Source organism: Rhodocytophaga rosea, from assembly GCF_010119975.1.
Lineage (GTDB): Bacteria > Bacteroidota > Bacteroidia > Cytophagales > 172606-1 > Rhodocytophaga > Rhodocytophaga rosea.
The window spans coordinates 6,587,596-6,606,954 of record NZ_CP048222.1 but is presented as its reverse complement, the minus strand read 5'-3'; the positions used below and the strand labels follow the sequence as shown (position 1 = coordinate 6,606,954).

The 19,359-nt window shown below is 41.3% G+C and carries 13 protein-coding genes; 7 read left to right on the top strand and 6 right to left on the bottom strand.

What is annotated here, in order from left to right:
* Positions 1-64: 64 nt before the first annotated feature.
* Entirely contained in the window at positions 65-1,066 is a 1,002-nt protein-coding gene (locus tag GXP67_RS27205) for a TIM barrel protein (protein WP_162446043.1), read from the top strand.
* Between the two features lie 81 nt (positions 1,067-1,147).
* Positions 1,148-1,987, top strand: coding sequence for a ThuA domain-containing protein (locus GXP67_RS27200; protein WP_162446042.1), 840 nt, complete (start codon positions 1,148-1,150; stop codon positions 1,985-1,987).
* 1,032 nt (positions 1,988-3,019) lie between these two features.
* Here GXP67_RS27200 and GXP67_RS27195 read toward each other — a convergent pair.
* The 3 genes from GXP67_RS27195 to GXP67_RS27185 all read right to left on the bottom strand — a co-directional run bounded on the left by GXP67_RS27195 (position 3,020) and on the right by GXP67_RS27185 (position 9,297).
* Complete coding sequence (locus tag GXP67_RS27195) at positions 3,020-6,412, bottom strand: two-component regulator propeller domain-containing protein (protein WP_162446041.1); 3,393 nt, start codon at positions 6,410-6,412, stop codon at positions 3,020-3,022.
* 84 nt (positions 6,413-6,496) lie between these two features.
* The gene (locus GXP67_RS27190; protein WP_162446040.1) at positions 6,497-7,048 is read right to left on the bottom strand and encodes a YfiR family protein; all 552 of its coding nucleotides are present in this window, start codon (positions 7,046-7,048) and stop codon (positions 6,497-6,499) included.
* 2 nt (positions 7,049-7,050) lie between these two features.
* A complete protein-coding gene (locus tag GXP67_RS27185) occupies positions 7,051-9,297 on the bottom strand; it encodes a TonB-dependent receptor plug domain-containing protein (RefSeq protein WP_162446039.1) in 2,247 nt (748 codons plus the stop codon).
* Between the two features lie 233 nt (positions 9,298-9,530).
* On the opposite strand from GXP67_RS27185, the gene GXP67_RS27180 reads away from it, so the two are divergent.
* Positions 9,531-12,293 (top strand): vWA domain-containing protein, encoded by a 2,763-nt coding sequence (locus tag GXP67_RS27180; RefSeq protein WP_162446038.1) that lies wholly within the window; start codon positions 9,531-9,533, stop codon positions 12,291-12,293.
* 17 nt (positions 12,294-12,310) lie between these two features.
* Complete coding sequence (locus GXP67_RS27175) at positions 12,311-12,766, top strand: DUF5991 domain-containing protein (RefSeq protein ID WP_162446037.1); 456 nt, start codon at positions 12,311-12,313, stop codon at positions 12,764-12,766.
* 126 nt (positions 12,767-12,892) lie between these two features.
* Here GXP67_RS27175 and GXP67_RS27170 read toward each other — a convergent pair whose 3' ends face one another.
* Positions 12,893-13,456, bottom strand: coding sequence for a DUF4136 domain-containing protein (locus GXP67_RS27170; protein WP_162446036.1), 564 nt, complete (start codon positions 13,454-13,456; stop codon positions 12,893-12,895).
* Between the two features lie 354 nt (positions 13,457-13,810).
* Here GXP67_RS27170 and GXP67_RS27165 point away from each other — a divergent pair, with 354 nt between their 5' ends.
* The 3 genes from GXP67_RS27165 to GXP67_RS27155 all read left to right on the top strand — a co-directional run bounded on the left by GXP67_RS27165 (position 13,811) and on the right by GXP67_RS27155 (position 18,219).
* Complete coding sequence (locus GXP67_RS27165; protein WP_162446035.1) at positions 13,811-14,743, top strand: serine hydrolase; 933 nt, start codon at positions 13,811-13,813, stop codon at positions 14,741-14,743.
* A gap of 150 nt (positions 14,744-14,893) precedes the next feature.
* A complete protein-coding gene (gene pta / locus GXP67_RS27160; protein WP_162446034.1) occupies positions 14,894-16,984 on the top strand; it encodes a phosphate acetyltransferase in 2,091 nt (696 codons plus the stop codon).
* A 23-nt stretch (positions 16,985-17,007) separates the two neighbouring features.
* A complete protein-coding gene (locus GXP67_RS27155) occupies positions 17,008-18,219 on the top strand; it encodes an acetate/propionate family kinase (RefSeq protein WP_162446033.1) in 1,212 nt (403 codons plus the stop codon).
* Positions 18,220-18,227: 8 nt separating this feature from the next.
* Here GXP67_RS27155 and GXP67_RS27150 read toward each other — a convergent pair whose 3' ends face one another.
* The gene (locus GXP67_RS27150; protein WP_162446032.1) at positions 18,228-18,410 is read right to left on the bottom strand and encodes a hypothetical protein; all 183 of its coding nucleotides are present in this window, start codon (positions 18,408-18,410) and stop codon (positions 18,228-18,230) included.
* A gap of 77 nt (positions 18,411-18,487) precedes the next feature.
* On the bottom strand, positions 18,488-19,303 hold the full coding sequence (locus GXP67_RS27145) for a sugar phosphate isomerase/epimerase family protein (protein ID WP_162446031.1): 816 nt from the start codon (positions 19,301-19,303) through the stop codon (positions 18,488-18,490).
* Between the last annotated feature and the right edge of the window lie 56 nt (positions 19,304-19,359).

Below are 19,359 nucleotides of genomic sequence, written 5' to 3'. Positions count from 1 at the left end.
TTCATCCGGAGCAGGAATAGGGCTAATTTTCTGTCTTCTTCCTAATCTTTAAACTTAGTATACCATGCAATCATCCCGTCGTGAATTTTTACAAAAAGTAGGTGTTGGTGCAGCCAGCCTGAGTCTTACAGCCCTTTGGCCCGAACTACTGAATGCCCAGCGTGCCGATAAGAAACTGTTTTTTGATATATCCCTGGCTGAGTTTTCGCTGGCAGGTTTGCTGATGGGCGGCAAAATGACCAATATGGAGTTTCCGGCTATGGCCAAAAATGACTTCGAGATCAGCAATGTGGAATATGTATCCATGTTTTTTCAGGACAAAGCCAAAGACCAGGCGTATCTGAAAGAACTCAAGCAACGCACCGATGACCTGGGCGTTAAGAATGTGCTGATTATGGTAGATAGTGAAGGGGACCTGGGCAGCCCGGATGCTGCCGAACGTAAAAAAGCGGTTGAAAATCATTACAAATGGGTGGATGCTGCCAAATTCCTGGGCTGTTATGCCATCCGGGTGAACCTGAATGGAAAAGGAAGTGATGAAGAAGTAGCCAAAGCCGCCATAGAAGGATACGGACAACTGGTAGACTATGGCAAAAAGAATAAGATGGCCATTATCGTCGAAAATCACTTTGGCCCATCTACCAACCCCGACTGGCTGGTGGGTGTGATGAAAAAAGTAAAAAACTCCTATGCTGGCGTACTGCCAGACTTTGGCAATTTCATCAGAAGAACCGAGCCGGAAGCACAAACGATGGAAGCTTTTATGAAAACCAAAGTGATTGCCGAATATGATAAATATGAAGGTGTGGAAAAATTGCTGCCCTATACCAAAGGAATCAGTGCCAAAACCCATGTATTCGACGACAAAGGTAATGATGTGGAAACCGATTTCACCAGAATGTTAAAAATCATTAAGGAATCTGGGTTTAAGGGCTATATAGGTATAGAATATGAAGGCGCTTTTATCAAGCAAATGTCTGGCGGCAAAGGAAATTATTTAAACGAGTATGAAGGGATTATGGCCACCAAACGCCTGCTGGAAAAAGTTGGGGCAAGTCTTGTGTAGTATTGCTGAGATAAATATTAAGAAAACAGGTACTCAAACAACTTCTTACTAACTACTCAATACTTAATACTCTCTTGTTTCATGCTTCGTAAAATCGGCAAAATCCTTCTGGGCATTGTACTGGTACTGCTGTTAATTGCAGGCGGTTTCTTTGTATTCGCTATGTCTCTGGTGAAAAAACTTCCCTGGCAAAAGCCGGTATTTGAAACCGTAAGGCCACCTGATCCGGGAACTATCGGAGAAAAAGGGGTGCTTGTTTTTTCCAAAACCAATGGATTCCGCCATGAGTCTATTGAGCCGGGTATTGCCGCCATTCAGAAAGCCGGACAGGAAAGAGGCTGGAAGGTGGCGGCGACTGAAAACGGGGCGTTTTTTAATGACGACTACCTGAATCGGTTTAAAGTAGTAGTATTTATGTCTACAACCGGCGATATTCTGACACCGGAGCAGGAGAAAAGCTTTGAAAAATTTGTTGAAAACGGAGGTGGATATGTAGGCGTTCATTCTGCCTGCGATACCGAATATGAGTGGCAATGGTACGATCAGTTACTGGGAACTCATTTCCGGGATCATACCCTTTATCCGGATCATACGCCGGAAGCAGAACTGGTAACAGAAGTCCGGGATCATGCCACTACCAGACACTTGCCCGAACGCTGGCAAAAAAGCGAGGAGTGGTATAATTTTAACGAAAGTATCCGGGGAAAAGAAGGGTTTCAGGTATTGTTGTCGGTAAATGAATCTACCTACAAAGCCAGCATGCCGAAAGCCATGGGTGGCGACCATCCCATCTCCTGGACTAACCAGCCAGGTAAAGGCAGAATGTTTTACACTGCCTTAGGTCATACCCCGGAAACATTTACAGATGCGCCCTCCTGGAATCATATTCTGGAAGGCATAGCCTGGTCAGGCCGATTATAATTTTTGAGATTAACTTATTGCCCTGCTTTCAAAACCGGAAAAATGGCTCTAAATAGAGCATGTTTTTTTATTAACTCAATTGGTTTGGAGCGCAGCCTTGTCTGGGCAGAGAGACTGGCTTCGGATCCCAGCAGAACTATACTAATAAACCTTATTTCTTTGGTTTAGCTTTTATTTGTATCAGTTTGCGAGGTTGTAGATACAGCAAGATAGGCGGGGAACTTGAACAATAAATTAAACAAGATTCAATGCGAGGAGATAAAAGTAAAGCGGGGTGAGTGTAAGGCTATGAGCGAGGAAGCGCTTTTCATTTTGCCACAACTTCGTTGTTTTGCATCGGATCTCGCCTCATAAATGTTTTGTTCCTGGCACACAAAGCTGTCTCCAAGCTCTCACATTGCCCTATATTGGGCATGCAAAATAAAAGTAAAGACAGCCTAAGTCATTACTCAACTCTCTATTAGTAAGATAACAGTTCACCAGAATTGTTCAAGCTGGACAGCATCACGACCTAGTTGACATTCAGGTGCTTTTTGAGCAGTTCTGTCGTATATTGAAACAAGCCGGTATTAACCTGAAAGGCTTAATTTTAAAATGCTTATTCCCATGTTGACTCAGTCCACTTTCGTCAGGTGTGTGCAAAAGAGGAAATTATAGCTTGTGTCAAACTTAACCATAGAGACTCATAAGCTCACTATCTATCGGAAAGCCAAATCTTTGATGAGCTGCTTTATAGAGATCGTTCTGCCATCGAATATGCGAATGCTTAGTGAGAAATTGGATGAGTTTGCATTGTATTGCTTTCTCTGTTATTTTTCTTGCGAGAGCGAAAACATAATGTTTAAACAACTCGATTTTAAATCTTTTATCTGAGAAAACTCACTCTTTAGATCAGAGTAAAATTGTTTAACATTTTCCTTGTTTGCTAACCTGCACTTCAACGATTGAGGATAATTGTATATCAAATGTTGTTATTATATCTGTTCAACACAACTATTATCATCCTTAATGATCCAGTCTTCAGACAAATTTCTAAGCATTGACCGGCAAGCGTATGGTAAAGGTAGTGCCTTTTCCTGGTGTGCTTTCCACGAACACTTTGCCATTATGGTCTTTAATGATGCCGTAGGCAATAAACAAGCCCAGTCCTGTACCAGCTCCTACTTTTTTAGTAGTGAAAAAGGGCTCAAATATCCGTTTTTTTACTTCCTCCGTCATGCCTATACCAGTATCTGTAATCCGAATCACAACTTCTCTTTTGTCCATAAAGGTTTTGATATAAATTTCCCCTTTCTCCGGAATAGCCTGGCAGGCATTGGAAATGATGTTCATAAATACCTGGTTCAGTTTCCCTGGATAGCCAACGAGGTTTTCCAGTTTGCCGTATTCCTTATGTACAATTATCTTGTTTTTCAACTGGTTGGAAAGCACCAGTAAGGTAGATTCAATGCCTTCATTCACCTGTACCGGCTTCATTTCATTTTCATCCAGCCTGGAGAAATTACGCAGGCCTTTTACAATTTCAGAAGTACGGCTGGCTCCTTCCTTAATCCCTTTCAGAAGATCGTTGATTTCGCGGATAAGAACTTCAAAATCTAACTCTTTTTTTAAATTCTCTACTTCTTTGAACTCCTCGGAGAGGGTATATTTCTTCACGGTGTTTTCATAGCCTGCCAACACCTGCAGCATGTCGTCAATATCCCTTTTCAATGGTTCTACATTGGCACTTACAAAATTAATAGGATTATTAATCTCATGGGCTACACCTGCAGTAAGAATACCCAACGAAGCCATTTTTTCGGCCTGTACTAACTGAGCCTGGGTCGCTTTCAGATTTTCAATGGTTGTTTCCAGTTCTTCTTTCTGCTTAGTTACTTCTTCAGTGCGCTCTTTTACTTTTTGTACCAGCAAACGTTCATTTTCCTGCATTTCCCGCATTTGCATGTGTACATAACCCACCACACTAAAAATTAATCCAGCGGTACACAATACATAAAACCAGGTTTCGCGGTAAAACGGAGGTTTAATCACAATCTCAATAGAAGCACCTGCCTCATTCCATACGCCATCATTATTTGAGGCTTTCACCTTAAACACATAGGTTCCTGGGTCAAGATTGGTATAGGTAGCATTGTGTTTGTTTTTTACATAATTCCAGTCTTTATCAAAACCCTGCATAAAAAAAGCGTACTCATTTTTATCATGGTCGATAAAGTTGAGCGCCGCAAATTCAAAGTACAATACATTCTGATTATACTTGAGAAGCAATTTTTCAGTTTCGGTAATTGCTTTAGATAAAGGAGACTCTTTTTTATTGGAAATTGTTACAGGCTCAAAGAATAACTGGAAATCTGTAATTACAACCAGTGGCGCATAAGTATTGCCAGTAATTGCAGCCGGATTGAAATAGGTTAATCCCTCATTACATCCAAAATACATCATTCCGGATTTACTTTTGTGGTAAGCGCCAATGTTAAAGGAATTGCAGTGCAGCCAGTTGGAAGAATTATACTGAATAAAAGCAGGTTTGCCAGTTTCATTTTTTTTCATTTTGCTGATACCCTTATTGGTACTCACCCAAAGATTTTTGGCTGAATCTTCCATAATGCCATACACTACATTATCTGGCAGGCCATTTTCCACCGTATATAAAGTAGCTGTATCCCGCCGGGTATTCAAACGGCACAAGCCATCATCTGTTCCAAGCCATAAGTTACCTATGGCATCTTCATGTATAGCATAAATGGCGCTATAAGGCAGGCTTTTTAACGCATTCTTTTCTTTTTCGAATCTGGTAAAATTGCGTTTTTTAGAATTAAACTGATTCAAGCCTTTGTTTGTACCTACCCATACTTTACCAGACCTATCTTCATACAAACAAAGCACCTGGTTATCGCTTAGGGAATGTTTACGGTTAGAGCTATGCGTATAAGTTACTACTCTGTTCTTACTGTCAATCACGCTTAATCCTTTGGCTGTACCTACCCAGATATATCCAGATTTATCTTCCAGCAAGGATAGTATTTCATCATCGGCAAGTTTATTGTTACTACCTGGAGCTGGCAAAAATGGCTCAAAATTAAATACACCCTTGTTTATATCCGGAGCAGATAATTTAAGCAGACCGCCATCTGCAGTGCCAATCCACATATTTTTTTGTTTATCCTGTAAAAGGCTGTACACAATATTGCTGCTCATGCTTCCGGTAGTGCCAGCAGAAGCATGCAGATTTGTAAATGAACTTGTTTGTTGGTTGTATACACTTAACCCATTATCGGTACCTATCCAAAGCCTTTTTTTATGATCTTCGAGAATGGCATATACTTCGTTGCTGGCTAAAGAGTTAGTATCAACTGGCTGATAGGTAAGTTTACCGAATTCTGTTTTCAGCAGGTTTAACTGATCCAGAATACCTTCATAAGTGCCCGCCCATAGCAAGCCAGAACGGTCGATCAGGAGAGATAAAATCACATCGCTGCTGATGCTGCTTTTATCTTCCGGAATATGATTATGTACGGTTGTAGCCAGAGTTTTGGGATTCAGTTTCACAAGTCCGTTCCCGAAAGTACCCATCCATATATTACCTTCCTTATCCTGAGCAAGAGAGTAAATTTCAGTATCTCCGGCTTCATTATTTTTGGATGCCTGAAAACCAACTTTTGAAAAATTCTGCTTAACCGGATTAAAACGGTTAAGGCCGGCATGAGTACCAATCCACAGCGTACCTTGTTTATCTTCAAACAAGCATTGAACCCGGTTGCTGCTTAGGCTAGCAGAATCAGCCGCTTGATGGGTAAAGTGTGTCCGGTGCTGGCGGTTTTGACTGACCTGGAAAAGCCCCTGGTCGGTGCCTATCCAAAGATTCCCTTTCTTATCTTCCAGCAAGTGCTGAACAGCCTGCGTTTGGGCACCTGCTGATATAGGGAATGGCAGCAATGAACCTTTTTCCAGCATTTGCAAGCCACTTTGTGTGCCTATCCACAATACGCCTTGTTTATCTTTTAAAATGGCTGTAACTGTATTTTCAGCAATCCCTGAGAGCTGTTTGTTTTTTCCATCAACTCTTACAAAATTTTCCGACTGCCGGTTGAACCGATTCAATCCATAACCTTCTGTGCCTATCCATAAATTCCCCTCTGTATCCTCATATAAGCTACGGATGGCGTTTCCCGAAAGAGACTTAGTATTAGACGCCTCATGCAGATATGCCAGAAAGGTATATCCATCGTATCTGAACAATCCTTGCTGGGTTCCAATCCAGATAAATCCCCGGCTGTCCTGAAATAAAGTATTGATGGCGCTTTGTGGTAAGCCTTGTTCTGAGGTAATATGTTTGAAAGTTTGCCTGGCTACCTGGGCATACGCAGGCATAGCTATTACGCTCCACAGGATATTCACCAGACAAAACCACCGAACCAGTAACATGGAAGGGAATTATGAATTAAATATTACGAATTAAAAATTACAGGAAGGTTAAGGCTGAATTATTAGCATAGTTATACTAGCAAATCACCCTACAATAAAGCCTACCTTCAGCAATTCATCAGAGATGGAAAGGCCCCGGCTTTGCAGTTCACTACGGTTCACTTCAAATTTCAGGGTATTATTTTCCATAATCAGAAAGTTAATAGACGCTCCTTTTTTCGCCAGCCCATCTCTTTCTGCTACCACTAAAGTAGGTTTTTTTCCAATCTTATCTAATATGCTTCTCAATTCCCGGCTCTTGGAAGAAGCCACATACAAAATATGCAGGTTTTCAATTTCATCTACCGAGTTTATTCTTTTTATAACTATTCTTTGCCCTTCGCCAGCCTTTTTCAGCGATGCCATTACCTGCAATTCTTCAGAAATGGGTGAATTGCCATATACGCCTATCACAAAATCATTTCTGCTGAGTGCCTGAGGCCAGGTAATGTATTTGGTAAACTTATAAATAAACAAAGACTGCGTTTTATAATCAATATCCTGTGCAACCGCCGGAAGAGAAAATAGCCAGACACCTGCCGCTATCAGCAGCAATTTTAAAACAGAGGTGCCTATTATTTTCTTTCCTTTCTTCACTTTTACACTTTCTTTTTCTTCTTCCTGAATTCAAAACTGTAACCGGCTTTCACTATAATTTCTCTCGAAGGACCCGGAACAGGTGTATTTAGTGCAAAGTTGGGCTGCAGAAAATCGTATTTACTGTTAAATAGGTTGTAAGCCCCAATGCCAACATCCAAACCTTTGGTAAATAAATTCTGATAATGGAAATACAGGTTAGCAAGGCCTACTGGCGAACGCCGGATGAGTTGACCATCTACATCGAATTTACCCGGACCAGTAAACAGCACATCGTAGCCATAGCGTTTGCCATAAAACGTTGCCGTTACATTGGCCGAAAAGTTTTGGGTGATAAAATAAGTAGCATTTACATTCAATTTATGATTGGCCAGACCCAGAACCTGATTATTGTTCACCTCTGCTCTTTTTTCTGGATTACGGTTGAAGGTACTCACCGAATAAGCGGCGATCCTGGGTTTAGATTCCAGGGAATAAAATGAATAATTAGCAGAAACAGAGCCCCATTTGGTCTTAAAGCGATAATCTAATTCATATCCTCTGGTGCCGGTACGTTTGAAATTACTAAAGACATTAATGCCCGCATTCTCATAGAATGCATCCCGGATGGCATCATCCTGGTAAAAATAATATACAATGGGATTACGTATCGTCATATCAAACACATTAGCAGTCAGGATCATGCGGCTATTGATCTGATACCCTACTTCTGCTTCTGCTACAAAGGTGCGCTCAGGTTTAATTCCTTTCTCAGGAAGTATATAGCGATCGGGCCTTCCCGGATTGACAATGGTGTAATTGCCATTAAATGAATTTACCACATTACCAATGGAGGGTGCCCGGAAAACATCGCTCAACAACAGTTTAAAATGCCATTTATTGCCTGGCAATCTTTTGGTTAAACCCAGCCGGGGCACAAAAGCAGAACCAAAGGAAGAGTTCCAGTCATAGCGGATACCGGCTGTAATATTGACAAAGGGTAAATTGAATATCCCCTGTCCGAAAGCAGCAATGTTATGGTAAGAAACATTTTTGTCTCCTACCCGGAAAACACCATTAGAACTGGCACGGGCAAAGTCATTGAAATATTCAACACCTCCGATAAAATTTGTCCGGTGAGAAGCATCATAGGAGGCTGTAATATTGGCTTTCGACCGGCTGATGAAGTTTTTCTGATCATATCTGGTAATAGAGTCCGGCACATTATTGCGTACAGGAAATTGCAGAATGAAGTTGAGCTTGGGTGTGATCTTCAGCTTTTCACTTACTTTAAAGTCATATTTCAGCTCATGATACGTATTGTTGATGCCATATTGTGATCTTCTTTTTTTGTTATTATCAATCAGGGTAATGTCGGTTACATCATAAAAATCACCCACCGAACGGAAACTCAATTTTTTCCAGGTAAATAAAAGATTAGAATAGGAAGGGTTTAGTTCTGAATTTCCAGCCAGGGAGGCATAGGCACCTGCTCCTAAAGAATCTGCCCATTCATCATTGTAAAATCCATAATGATCTCTGTCACTTCGCTGGCCTCCCCCATTAAACAGGGAAAGACTTAGAGCAGCGTTCTTCCATTTTTTTCCTCCATACAAATACAGGTTATGCCGTCCGTAGGTTTTCTGCATCTGCCCATACACAGCGCTCACCGAAATACCGTTTAAATCCTCTACCCCTTTGGTTATAATATTAATCACCCCGAATTCAGCAAAACCACCATAAATGGCAGAACCTGGTCCCCGGATGATTTCAATACGTTTGATAAACTCCACCGGATAATGGTTGCCAAAAAACAGGTTGGCTGTATAGATTTCATTCATTTCCTGTCCATCGATGAGCAGAAGTACTTTGCCCTCATTGGCCCAGTTCCCACGAATGCCTATTCCTACCCTTCCTTCACCATCTAAGGCGAAATCGAATCCGGGCACTTGGCGCAGTACATCTATCAGATCTCTGGCTCCGGAGGTTTTAATTTCTTCTTCGGTAATGAGGGTAATAATGCCAGGCGTATTGCGGGTAGAAAGTGACTTCTGCGTGGCAACAGATATAAGGCTGTTGATAAACTTTTCCAGTTCGCTGGATACACCAGAAGCTTTTACAGAATCCAGTTGCTGTAAGGTCATGTCGTAAAAGTCCGACAGTGATAAGGTATCCGTTTCTGGCTTCTCTATCTGAGCTTTCAGATAGGGACAAGTGCCTGTTAAACAAAAAAGAATACAGATAATTATTCTGCTTAACTGAATCCGCATTGTAATAGAATTGAATGCTGCAATTTATAGGTTATTTTCATATAGCGGCAAATGATGAGGTTGAACGGTAGTTTAAGCCCTCTGAAACGTTTAAATGCCTCCCTTACTTATTAAAGTATAAAGCCATATTTTTGCAAAAAAACATTTATACACTGCTGGTTATTACTTTTCTCCAGTAGTTTGTATACATTTATTATTCTTTTTGTAGTGAAAATATTTGTTGAATAAGTGCAATGAAAAAACCTTTCTGTTTACTTCCGTTTCCCTACCTGCTGGTTATACTATTTACCTGGCTGGCTAGCGTTTCTTTATCTGCCCAAACCCTTACAGATGCCCAGTTACAAGCCTTAAATAGCCCAATTATATTCATGAACGCTTCTGTCGGGCAGTCTGAAAAGGTGATGGAAGGACTGAAAGATTTTTATGAACAGGTGCAGTATATACGGCAGAATAATAAGGATTATATGCGGCCTTACCGCTGTGTGAGTGATTTGCCGGAATATGAGTTTGGACAGATACAACAGAAAAGTGCAGGGTTAGGGGCGATGAAAGGGAAAACGCTGGAGGCAAAATCCGGAGAAGTATGGAAAGCCCTTCAGCAACTGGATGAGCATTGTAAAGCTCTGGAAGTATACATCCGCCTGGGTGATTATAAATCAGATTCTTATGCTAAGTTTGATGAACTGCTCCGGCAAATGGAAAAGGATTTTGATACCATCCGCGAGAAACAGCAAGCCTTAACAGATGAAGTAACCCGGCAATACCGGCAACTACAACCCTATAATGCCAATAATGCCTATCACCGGCTGGAAAAAGAGATGCTGGTTGTATTAGCTAATGACCGGAATCTATTACAGCCCTGGACGTATCATTTTACTGATAAAATAGCTACTGGTTTTCCTATGGAAACCCTCGTACAAAGCATCAATGACATTGATAAAAAGAATTATTCTTTCCAGAAAGCGGCAGAAAAAGGCATTCAGTATCCGGCTTCCAGTGCGGCCGGTTCGTTCGATAATGCCATCCAGTCTATTCAGCAGGTAAAAAAAGATGCGATTGATAAATATAGTTTTGATGCCCGGCAATCGGATAAGTACAGCAACCAGGTATATGCCGACCTGTTTAATTATTACAACAATGATATGGTCGCCAGTTATAATTCATTTGTGAATTACAGCCGTCAAAGTGGACAGCGCTTATTACTTTACCCTGAATTATTGCCGGTTTTCCGTATTCAAAAGCAAGAACAGCAGGAAGCTGTTACAGTACAACCTTTCGACGATAAGCAGGAAGCAAGTTTAGCTATTAAGAAACAAAGTGCTCCCATTATTCAGAAAAGCTTTTCTACTTTGAATCTGTATGTTGATTTTATCAACGAATCGGTACGCTCAGTAAACAATCTGATCAACCAGTTACGCTTTTACGACATCCACGAATCTGATTTTAAAGGCCGCAAGAAGCTTAATTATTTGCATGAAAAATTCAGTATTCCCTTGTCTTTTTATCAATCAGCTATCAATGCAGGCGGAGATTTTCCAGAAGGCACCCGCAAAACCATAAATACACAGGCAGAAGTACTGCTGAATATTCTCAAAGAAATGGACCAACTGGGCATAGAACTGGCTACGCATGCACAGAAAGGAGATTACCAAAGAGATGATTTTTTCAGAGTAAGCCAGATCCGTGACCGCTACCAGGTGCTGTTTAATACCTTCGACGAACGCAAGGAAAAATTATATACAGATGTACAAAAGATATTTGAAGCTTATCCGGCAACACAGCCTACTGGTTCCTGGTATGTTTCAGGAAAAGCCCTCCGACAGACCGTTGATCTGGATAAAGAAATATTGTTTGGAGTAAGGGATTATATTAAGGGAAATAACCAGGTAATTCCCAAAACCGAAAAACTGGAAGCCAGCATCCGCTCTGTTATTGCCAACGAATACACCAATATGAAAGGCATTCAGCGGATTGGACGCAATAATGGCCTATGCCCATATAATCCGTATGAAGACATCCCGGATGCTTCAGCCGCACTGGTCGAAGATGCTAAGAAAATAACTAAACCTGCTTCTTCCTATAGCCGCCGGCCATACGATGGGTTTATGTACCGCTATAATGATATAGTGTATGAATACAACAAGTTCGCTGAGCTTGCAAAAACACCTATTCTCAAAAACATTATGCAGCCGGATGTATTTGTATTTAAACAGCCCTACCGCAGCCCTGCAGAACCGTTAATTAGTGAAAAAATACCTGAAGAAACAAAGCCTGCTCCCAAGCCAGAAGACAAACCTGAAACCAATAAAAATATTATTATTCATGATACCGTAAAGGTTACCGATGTGCAGCGCATTGAGACACTGGTTACGGATACGGTGTTTATCGAACGGGCTAAAGTCGATACCGTTTTTATTACAGAGACCGAAAAAGATTTCTTCTCTATGAAAGGGTATGCTACCAATAATATGATATTGCTGCTGGATGTATCCAGTTCTATGGCTGCCCCTCAAAAACTGCCTTTGCTCAAACAATCCATCCGTTTATTGCTGCAAATGCTGCGTCCGGAGGACGAAATTGGGATTGTGGTATATTCTGGCGAAGCAAAAGTAGCCTTACAACCTACTTCAGCCAAGGACATCGACAAAATCATTAAAGTGATTGATAAACTCCGCTCAGATGGGGCTACAAACGGGAATGAGGGAATAAAAATGGCCTATAAGGTAGCCGGTAAAAACTACAAAAAAGGGGGCAACAACCGCATTATTCTGGCCAGTGACGGTGAGTTTCCCATTAGTGGAGAAGTTTATGAACTGGCTACCCGGGAGGCTGAAAAAGATATATACTTAAGTGTATTTAACTTTGGTAACAACAAAATGGCTGCCTCTTCTCTGCAATCACTATCGACAAAAGGCAAAGGACAATACGAACACATTACCCTGGAAAATGCCAATGTGAGTCTGGTCCGGCAGGCAAAAGCAAAAAAGAAGCAATAATTTATATATTGGGATCATTGCCAGCCCTTAAAATGAGAATATTAAGCCACTTCATCCTCCTTATTCTATTAGTAAGTTGTAAGAGCAGTTCTTCCTTAAAAGATTGGGAAGGGAATTATGTATATGAAGAAGAACCTGTAAAAGCTATTGCTGGCTATTCGATGGGTATGACATGGAGCTTAGAGGTTTTTCAGGAAGAAGGTGGGTTTGTGGGTAATCTAGAGGTAAACGGGCAACAAACGGCACTAAAAATAAAAACTCGAATTGAGGGGGATCAAGATCAGATACAGGTAAAATTTGTGCAAAGCCTGGATGAATCTGGACGTGATCAATTCAAGGTAGGGGAAAACTTGTTTAGCTTACAAAAAAATAAAGATGGTAATATCCTCACAGTTTGGCAAAAGCTTGAACCCAGATTAAGTGAGAAATATCACAATGGACAAGAATATTTTATTAAAAAGAATACGCCATAAAGACAGTTGGCAGAACCTTAATGCATGGGGTTCACTTAAGGATTATTTATAACCAACGACATACTTACAGACCACAAAACAAAAAAGCAGGCTAATAGCCTGCTTTTTTATTAAGTATATTCCAAATTACCGATTACCTTCTCTACTTACTTGACCGCCCGCCCGGTGAGGATATTCCTGCATAATTTTGTATACAGCCTCACGAAAGATAGCATCACGGTCTTTTTTACGTTCATTTAACTGACCCACAGCCCATCCTTGCCAAACCAGTTCTTTGGTTCTGGCATCTACCATATTCAGAATAATACGGCTTTCTTCATATTGACGGGTTTGTGGACCAGTACCATACCAGCGCCAGTATCCCCAGGTATTATTATTCACTGTATACTGCTTGTCTTTGGCATCTGTTTGGAAGCTCAGTAACAAGTCAGGATTTTCGTCAGCAGAAACTGATGCATATCCACGGGCTTTCATTTCTATATCTAATGCCTGCGCCATGCGTTTTTGATTCAACTGGCTACCCAGTACCGGATCGTTGCTTCTTGCTTTATCAGCAACAATAGCATACGTAGCATATTCTCTGAAATTAGCAGAACGGTCGTAATCAGAGCGAACCGCTACCGAAGAAGCTGTACAGGCGCCTAACCAGACCACTGACAGCAATAATATAAGATTTTTAAATATTCGCATATAAGTTATTATTGTATTTATCCATGTAGCATATTGTCAAATATTATACCACACTTTATTGAGTTATTACTAACATTTTAACTGTTTTTTAAATGAATTAGTTTTATTTTTTGCTGTTTAGCATGAATAAATTTATAATATATATCATACTAATACCTACGATTCAAACGTTATATCAGATTTACCAAAATTAAAAAAAATAAAAAATCACTTATCGATACAATATTTTTTTTGCACTATTCTTCTACCCCCGCTATCATACATTAAAGCTACTTGTGAGAACTTTTCAATTTTTATACTCATTTGTTGAATGGGCAGGTATCTTTTTTTAGCTTTCCGGCATATTCTTCTTCCATGAAAAAAAGCGTTCTCCTGTTTATAAACCTGTTTCTTTATATTCTTACCATAACCAATGCCCAGCCAAACCTGCCTGGTAGCCGCACTGACAGGCAGCTTCAGGAAAAGCTTAATAGTATAGTGAAAGATTTTAAAGGAGAGGTTGGTATATATGTGCGTCACCTCAAAAGCGGAAAAACAGCTGCTATCCAGGCAGATTCATTGTTTCCTACCGCCAGTATGATTAAAATCCCCATTATGATCGGCTTATTTAATAAGATCAAAACAGGAGAGCTGGATTATCATGCAAAATTGGTATATCGTGATTCTTTATTATATCCCGGGGAAGATATCTTAGGATCGTTTAAAGACAGTGCATCTATTTCGCTCAGCAAAATTGTCATGCTGATGATTACTACGAGTGACAATACAGCAAGTTTATGGTGCCAGTATCTGGCAGGTACAGGAACGGCCATCAATACCTGGCTTGAAACCAATGGATTCCAACATACCAGGGTAAATTCCCGTACACCCGGCAGGCAGGCGAATCAACAACTATATGGCTGGGGGCAAACTACACCAAGGGAAATGGGTGAGTTACTGGTACGCATTCGTGAAGGGAAAGCAGTGAGCCCGGATGCCAGCGAACGTATGCACCGCAACCTGACAAGAATTTACTGGGATGGAGAAGCACTTTCACAAATCCCACCTTCGGTACAAGCTGCCTCCAAACAAGGCGCAGTGAATCAGTCCAGGTCGGAGGTAGTACTGGTGAATGCACCTTCGGGAGATTATGTATTTTGTGTCATTACAAAAAATCAGCAGGATGAAAGCTGGGAATTAACCAATGAAGGGTATGTTTTGCTCCGGAATGTTTCCCGTTTACTCTGGCAATATTTTGAGCCAAAATCTAAATGGTCACCAGCAGAAGGAATGGAAAAGTGGAACTGATGATTACTTCATCATCGACAGTCCGCATACCCTGGGAAGTTAACTTGTAACCGATTTCCGGAATTATGTATAAATTTTCTATTCATCTGCCCAATCATGCTGCGAACTGCTAACCCATGACTACTAACTATTGACCTCTGACCAACCTATATGACTAAATCTATTTTCATTGCCGCAACCGAACCGTATACTGGAAAATCATTAATTTCTTTAGGTTTGATGAACATGTTGCTGAGTAAAGCGCAAAAAATCGGGTATTTCAAACCCATCATTTCCGATGAACCTCACCTGAAAAAAGACTCCCACATTGATACTGTACTCAATTATTTTGAATTACCTGTTCCCTACTCTGACACATATGCTTTTACCAGAGAAGAAGTAATGAAGCTGTCTGAACAGGGAAATACAGACGAAATCATTGATACGATCATTAGCAAATACAAAAAGATTGAAGAGAACTATGATTTTATTGTCGTGGAAGGAAGTGATTTTCTGGGAGGGGGTGTAGCCTATGAGTTTAATGCGAACGCTTCTTTTGCCAAAAACCTGGGGGCACCGGTGGCTATTGTGATTTCCGGAGAAGGTAAAACGACTTCGCAGATTGTGAATGGAGTTATTACAGCTTATCAGAACTTTGAAGCACAGGAAATTCAGGTACTCATTGCCATTGCCAATAAAGTACAGGCCGAGCAAACAGACGATGTAAAGCAACTGATCCAGTCCCAGTTGCCCGAAAAGATCATTACAGCCGTCATTCCTGACCAGCAGGATTTGAAAAGCCCAACCATGCGGGAAATTTATGAACGGGTAGGTGGAAAACTATTATTTGGGGAAGACCAGCTATCCAGGCAGGTAGATAATTTTATAACCGGAGCCATGCAGGTACCTAATTTTCTGGTTCGCATCAAAGAAAACACTTTAATTGTTACCCCAGGCGACCGGGCAGACATTGTGATTGCTGCCCTGCAAGCTAATCTTTCCAACTCCTATCCCAAAGTTGCTGGCATTGTGCTTACTGGTGGACTAGTGCCTGAAGAACCGGTGATGCGGCTTATCAATGGCTTACAAACACAGCTTCCTATTGTTGCCGTAGAAGTAGGCACTTTTTTAACCACTAACCAGATAGGTTCTATTCAATCCAGGATTTCTCCGGATAATCCCAAAAAGGTAGAGCTTGCCATAAATACCTTCGAGAAATACGTGGATGTAAAAGCGCTGGATGAAAAAATCATCACGTTCAAACCAGAGGGAATCACTCCACACATGTTTCAGTACCAGCTGGTGAAACGGGCCAGAAGGCAGCGGAAACATATCGTATTACCTGAAGGCAACGAAGACCGTATCCTGAAAGCTACTGCCAGGCTGGTGAGCCAGGATATTGTTGATTTAACGCTGCTGGGCGATGTAAATGAAATTACAGCCAGTGTAAACCGCCTGGGCCTGAACCTCGATTTGTCAAAGATTACGATTATCAACCCGGCCACTTCGGACCGTTATGATGATTATGTCCATACCTTATATGAGCTGCGGAAGAATAAAAATGTAAACATGGAAATGGCCCGTGACCTGATGACGGATGTTTCCTATTTCGGAACGATGATGGTGTACAAAAACCAGGCAGATGGCATGGTATCGGGTGCCATTCACACCACTCAGCACACCATCCGGCCAGCCTTGCAGTTTGTGAAAACCAAGCCGGGAATTTCTGTCGTTTCTTCTGTTTTCTTTATGTGCCTGCCCGACCGGGTTTCGGTATTCGGTGATTGCGCCGTAAATCCTAATCCTACAGCTTCGGAACTGGCAGAGATTGCTATTTCTTCTGCCGAAAGCAGCTTGAGTTTTGGTATAGAACCCCGTATTGCCATGCTTTCGTATTCCTCCGGCACTTCCGGACAAGGAGAAGATGTAGAGAAAGTGCGCCAGGCGACCCTGATCGTAAAAGAGAAGCGCCCGGATTTAAAGATTGAAGGACCTATCCAGTATGATGCCGCCGTTGATCCGGAAGTTGGCCAGCAAAAATTGCCTGGTTCCGAAGTTGCCGGACAAGCCAGTGTACTCATCTTCCCGGATTTGAATACTGGAAATAATACCTATAAAGCGGTACAGCGGGAAACTGGCGCTTTAGCCATTGGCCCTATGTTACAAGGGTTAAACAAACCGGTAAATGACTTGAGTCGGGGTTGCACTGTAGCCGACATTTTCAATACCGTAATCATTACAGCTATTCAGGCACAAGGGTAAATTAAAATTATTGACCAAAATTCATGAATCTATTTGTAATTAACTCCGGCAGCAGTTCTATTAAATACCAGCTTTTTCACATGCCCGCAGAAAAAGTAGTGTGCAGTGGCCTGGTAGAACGAATCGGGCTAGAGGATGCTGTGATTACTCATAAAGTTTATAAAGATGACCAGCAGGAAGTCATTCCGCTTACCTTACCTATTCCCGACCATGGCATTGGCCTGGCAGAGGTAGTAAAACTGCTGACAGATGATAAAATTGGTGTCATTCAAAATCCGCAGGAAATTCAGGTAGTCGGACATAGAGTGGTACATGGAGGTGAAAGTTTTGCCCAAACAGCCATAATCACCGAAGCTACCAAAGCAGAAATTAAAAAACTATTTCCGCTGGCACCGCTGCATAATCCATCTAATTTTTTAGGCATTGAAGTAGCTGAACAAATATTCCCAAAGGCTACCCAGATTGCGGTGTTTGATACCGCTTTCCACCAGACGATGCCTGCCAAAGCTTTCAGATATGCGATTCCCGAAGAATTTTATACCAAACTGGGAATCCGTGCTTATGGTTTTCATGGAACCAGTCATAAATATGTAGCTGACAGAGCAATTGCATATCTGAGTAAAAAGGATACAAATCTCATCACCATTCATCTGGGAAATGGGTGCAGTATGTCGGCTGTAAAAAATGGCATATGTGTGGATACCAGCATGGGTTTAGGTCCGATGAATGGCCTCATTATGGGTACCCGTTCCGGCGATATAGACCAGTCGGTGATCTTTTATCTGGTAAACCAGCTTGGCTATGACCTCAAAGAGGTGAATACCATTCTCAATAAAAAAAGCGGTATGCTGGGATTGACCGGTTTCAGTGATATGCGGGATATTACGAAAGCCATAGAGTTGGGTGATATGCATGCCCAGCTAGCCTATGACATGTATGCCTACCGGATCAAAAAATACATGGGTGCGTATGCAGCCGTACTCAACGGCCTGGATGCCATTGTATTTACGGCTGGTGTAGGAGAAAACGATAAAAAAATTCGGGAACTGATCTGCCGGGAGATGGAATATCTGGGTATTACTATTGATGTAGCCAGAAATAATTCATCAGACAAGGATATGCGTGAAATCAATACAGCCGAAGCCAGAGTAAAAGTACTGGTGATTCCTACCAATGAAGAACTGGAAATTGCCCGGCAATGCTTTGATCTGGTGAGTAATCCCCAGCCTATTTAATGCGTTATTCAATATATTTTGTTAAGCTGGTAACTATAGCGGATATAAGTATGATCTACTTCATACTCTATTTTATAATCTCCACCGGTTTTTCCTTCCCGTATTACAATTCGGATAGAAGTAATTTTACCCTTTTCCCCGTTATTTACTCTCACTTCATCTCCAATATCAAAATCTGTAGTGATTGTCATAGTTAGATCTGAATTAATAAATCAAAAATTCTGTACGGAATTTTTAGCAATCAGTTTAGCTTAAATAATATTTATACTTAATTGGCATACCGCTTTTTTAGCAGATCGCGCATATACAGGTTCACCTCCCACTGACTGGTAATGGGTTGTCTGGTAAAAGGCAAGGCAGGCATATATGGCCAGGGCCCAAATTCCGGCGTAATGGTAAAAGTGGCATTGTGTGATTTTTTTTGGTGCTCTATAATAGCATCCCACCATACTAAATGATGTTCTACGGCTTCCTGCCACTCAGGTGCTCTGGGGTCGCTTACCTGGGCAGCCTGCGTATGCCCCACCCTACTATGAATATGCGCTGACCGGCCAATGGCAACTTGTACAGTCTCTTTCTGGTCTTGCAGAAAAGATTCTGATACATTGCACCAGTGCGAGAAATCAGCAGCAAGAGTAAAACTGGGGATATTTTCTAAAAATTTCCTGGTAATGGCCGCACAAAAACTGAATTTACCCCGGTGAGTTTCATGGACTATTTTTATACCTGTCTCTTTAGAAATTTGTTCTGCCCGCTCAATCAACGCCTTGTTTTGCTCAAAAGGGTAATAATCTTTCCCAGTTTGCGAATTAATAAATAAAGGTTTTACTTCTGCAAAATGATACAAGTGCTTTTCAAAAGAGGCTTTATATTCTGCAAAAGTACCACCGGCAGCCGACCATTGCTGGGCAATCAGTAAGAGTTGATAGGTATCTAATAATTTCAGGAATTCCTCTTTTTTCTGCTCATCAAATGGAACAGCCATTTCTACGCCATCATAGCCTGCATCTTTTATCTTCCGGAAAGCATCTTCCAAGGATAGTTGTTCCAGCCCCCAATGCGGACAGAAAAATAGGATATTCATATGTCTGAGAAATGTTTAATATGAAGTGGCAAGTGCATTTTTGGGTGCAAAATACG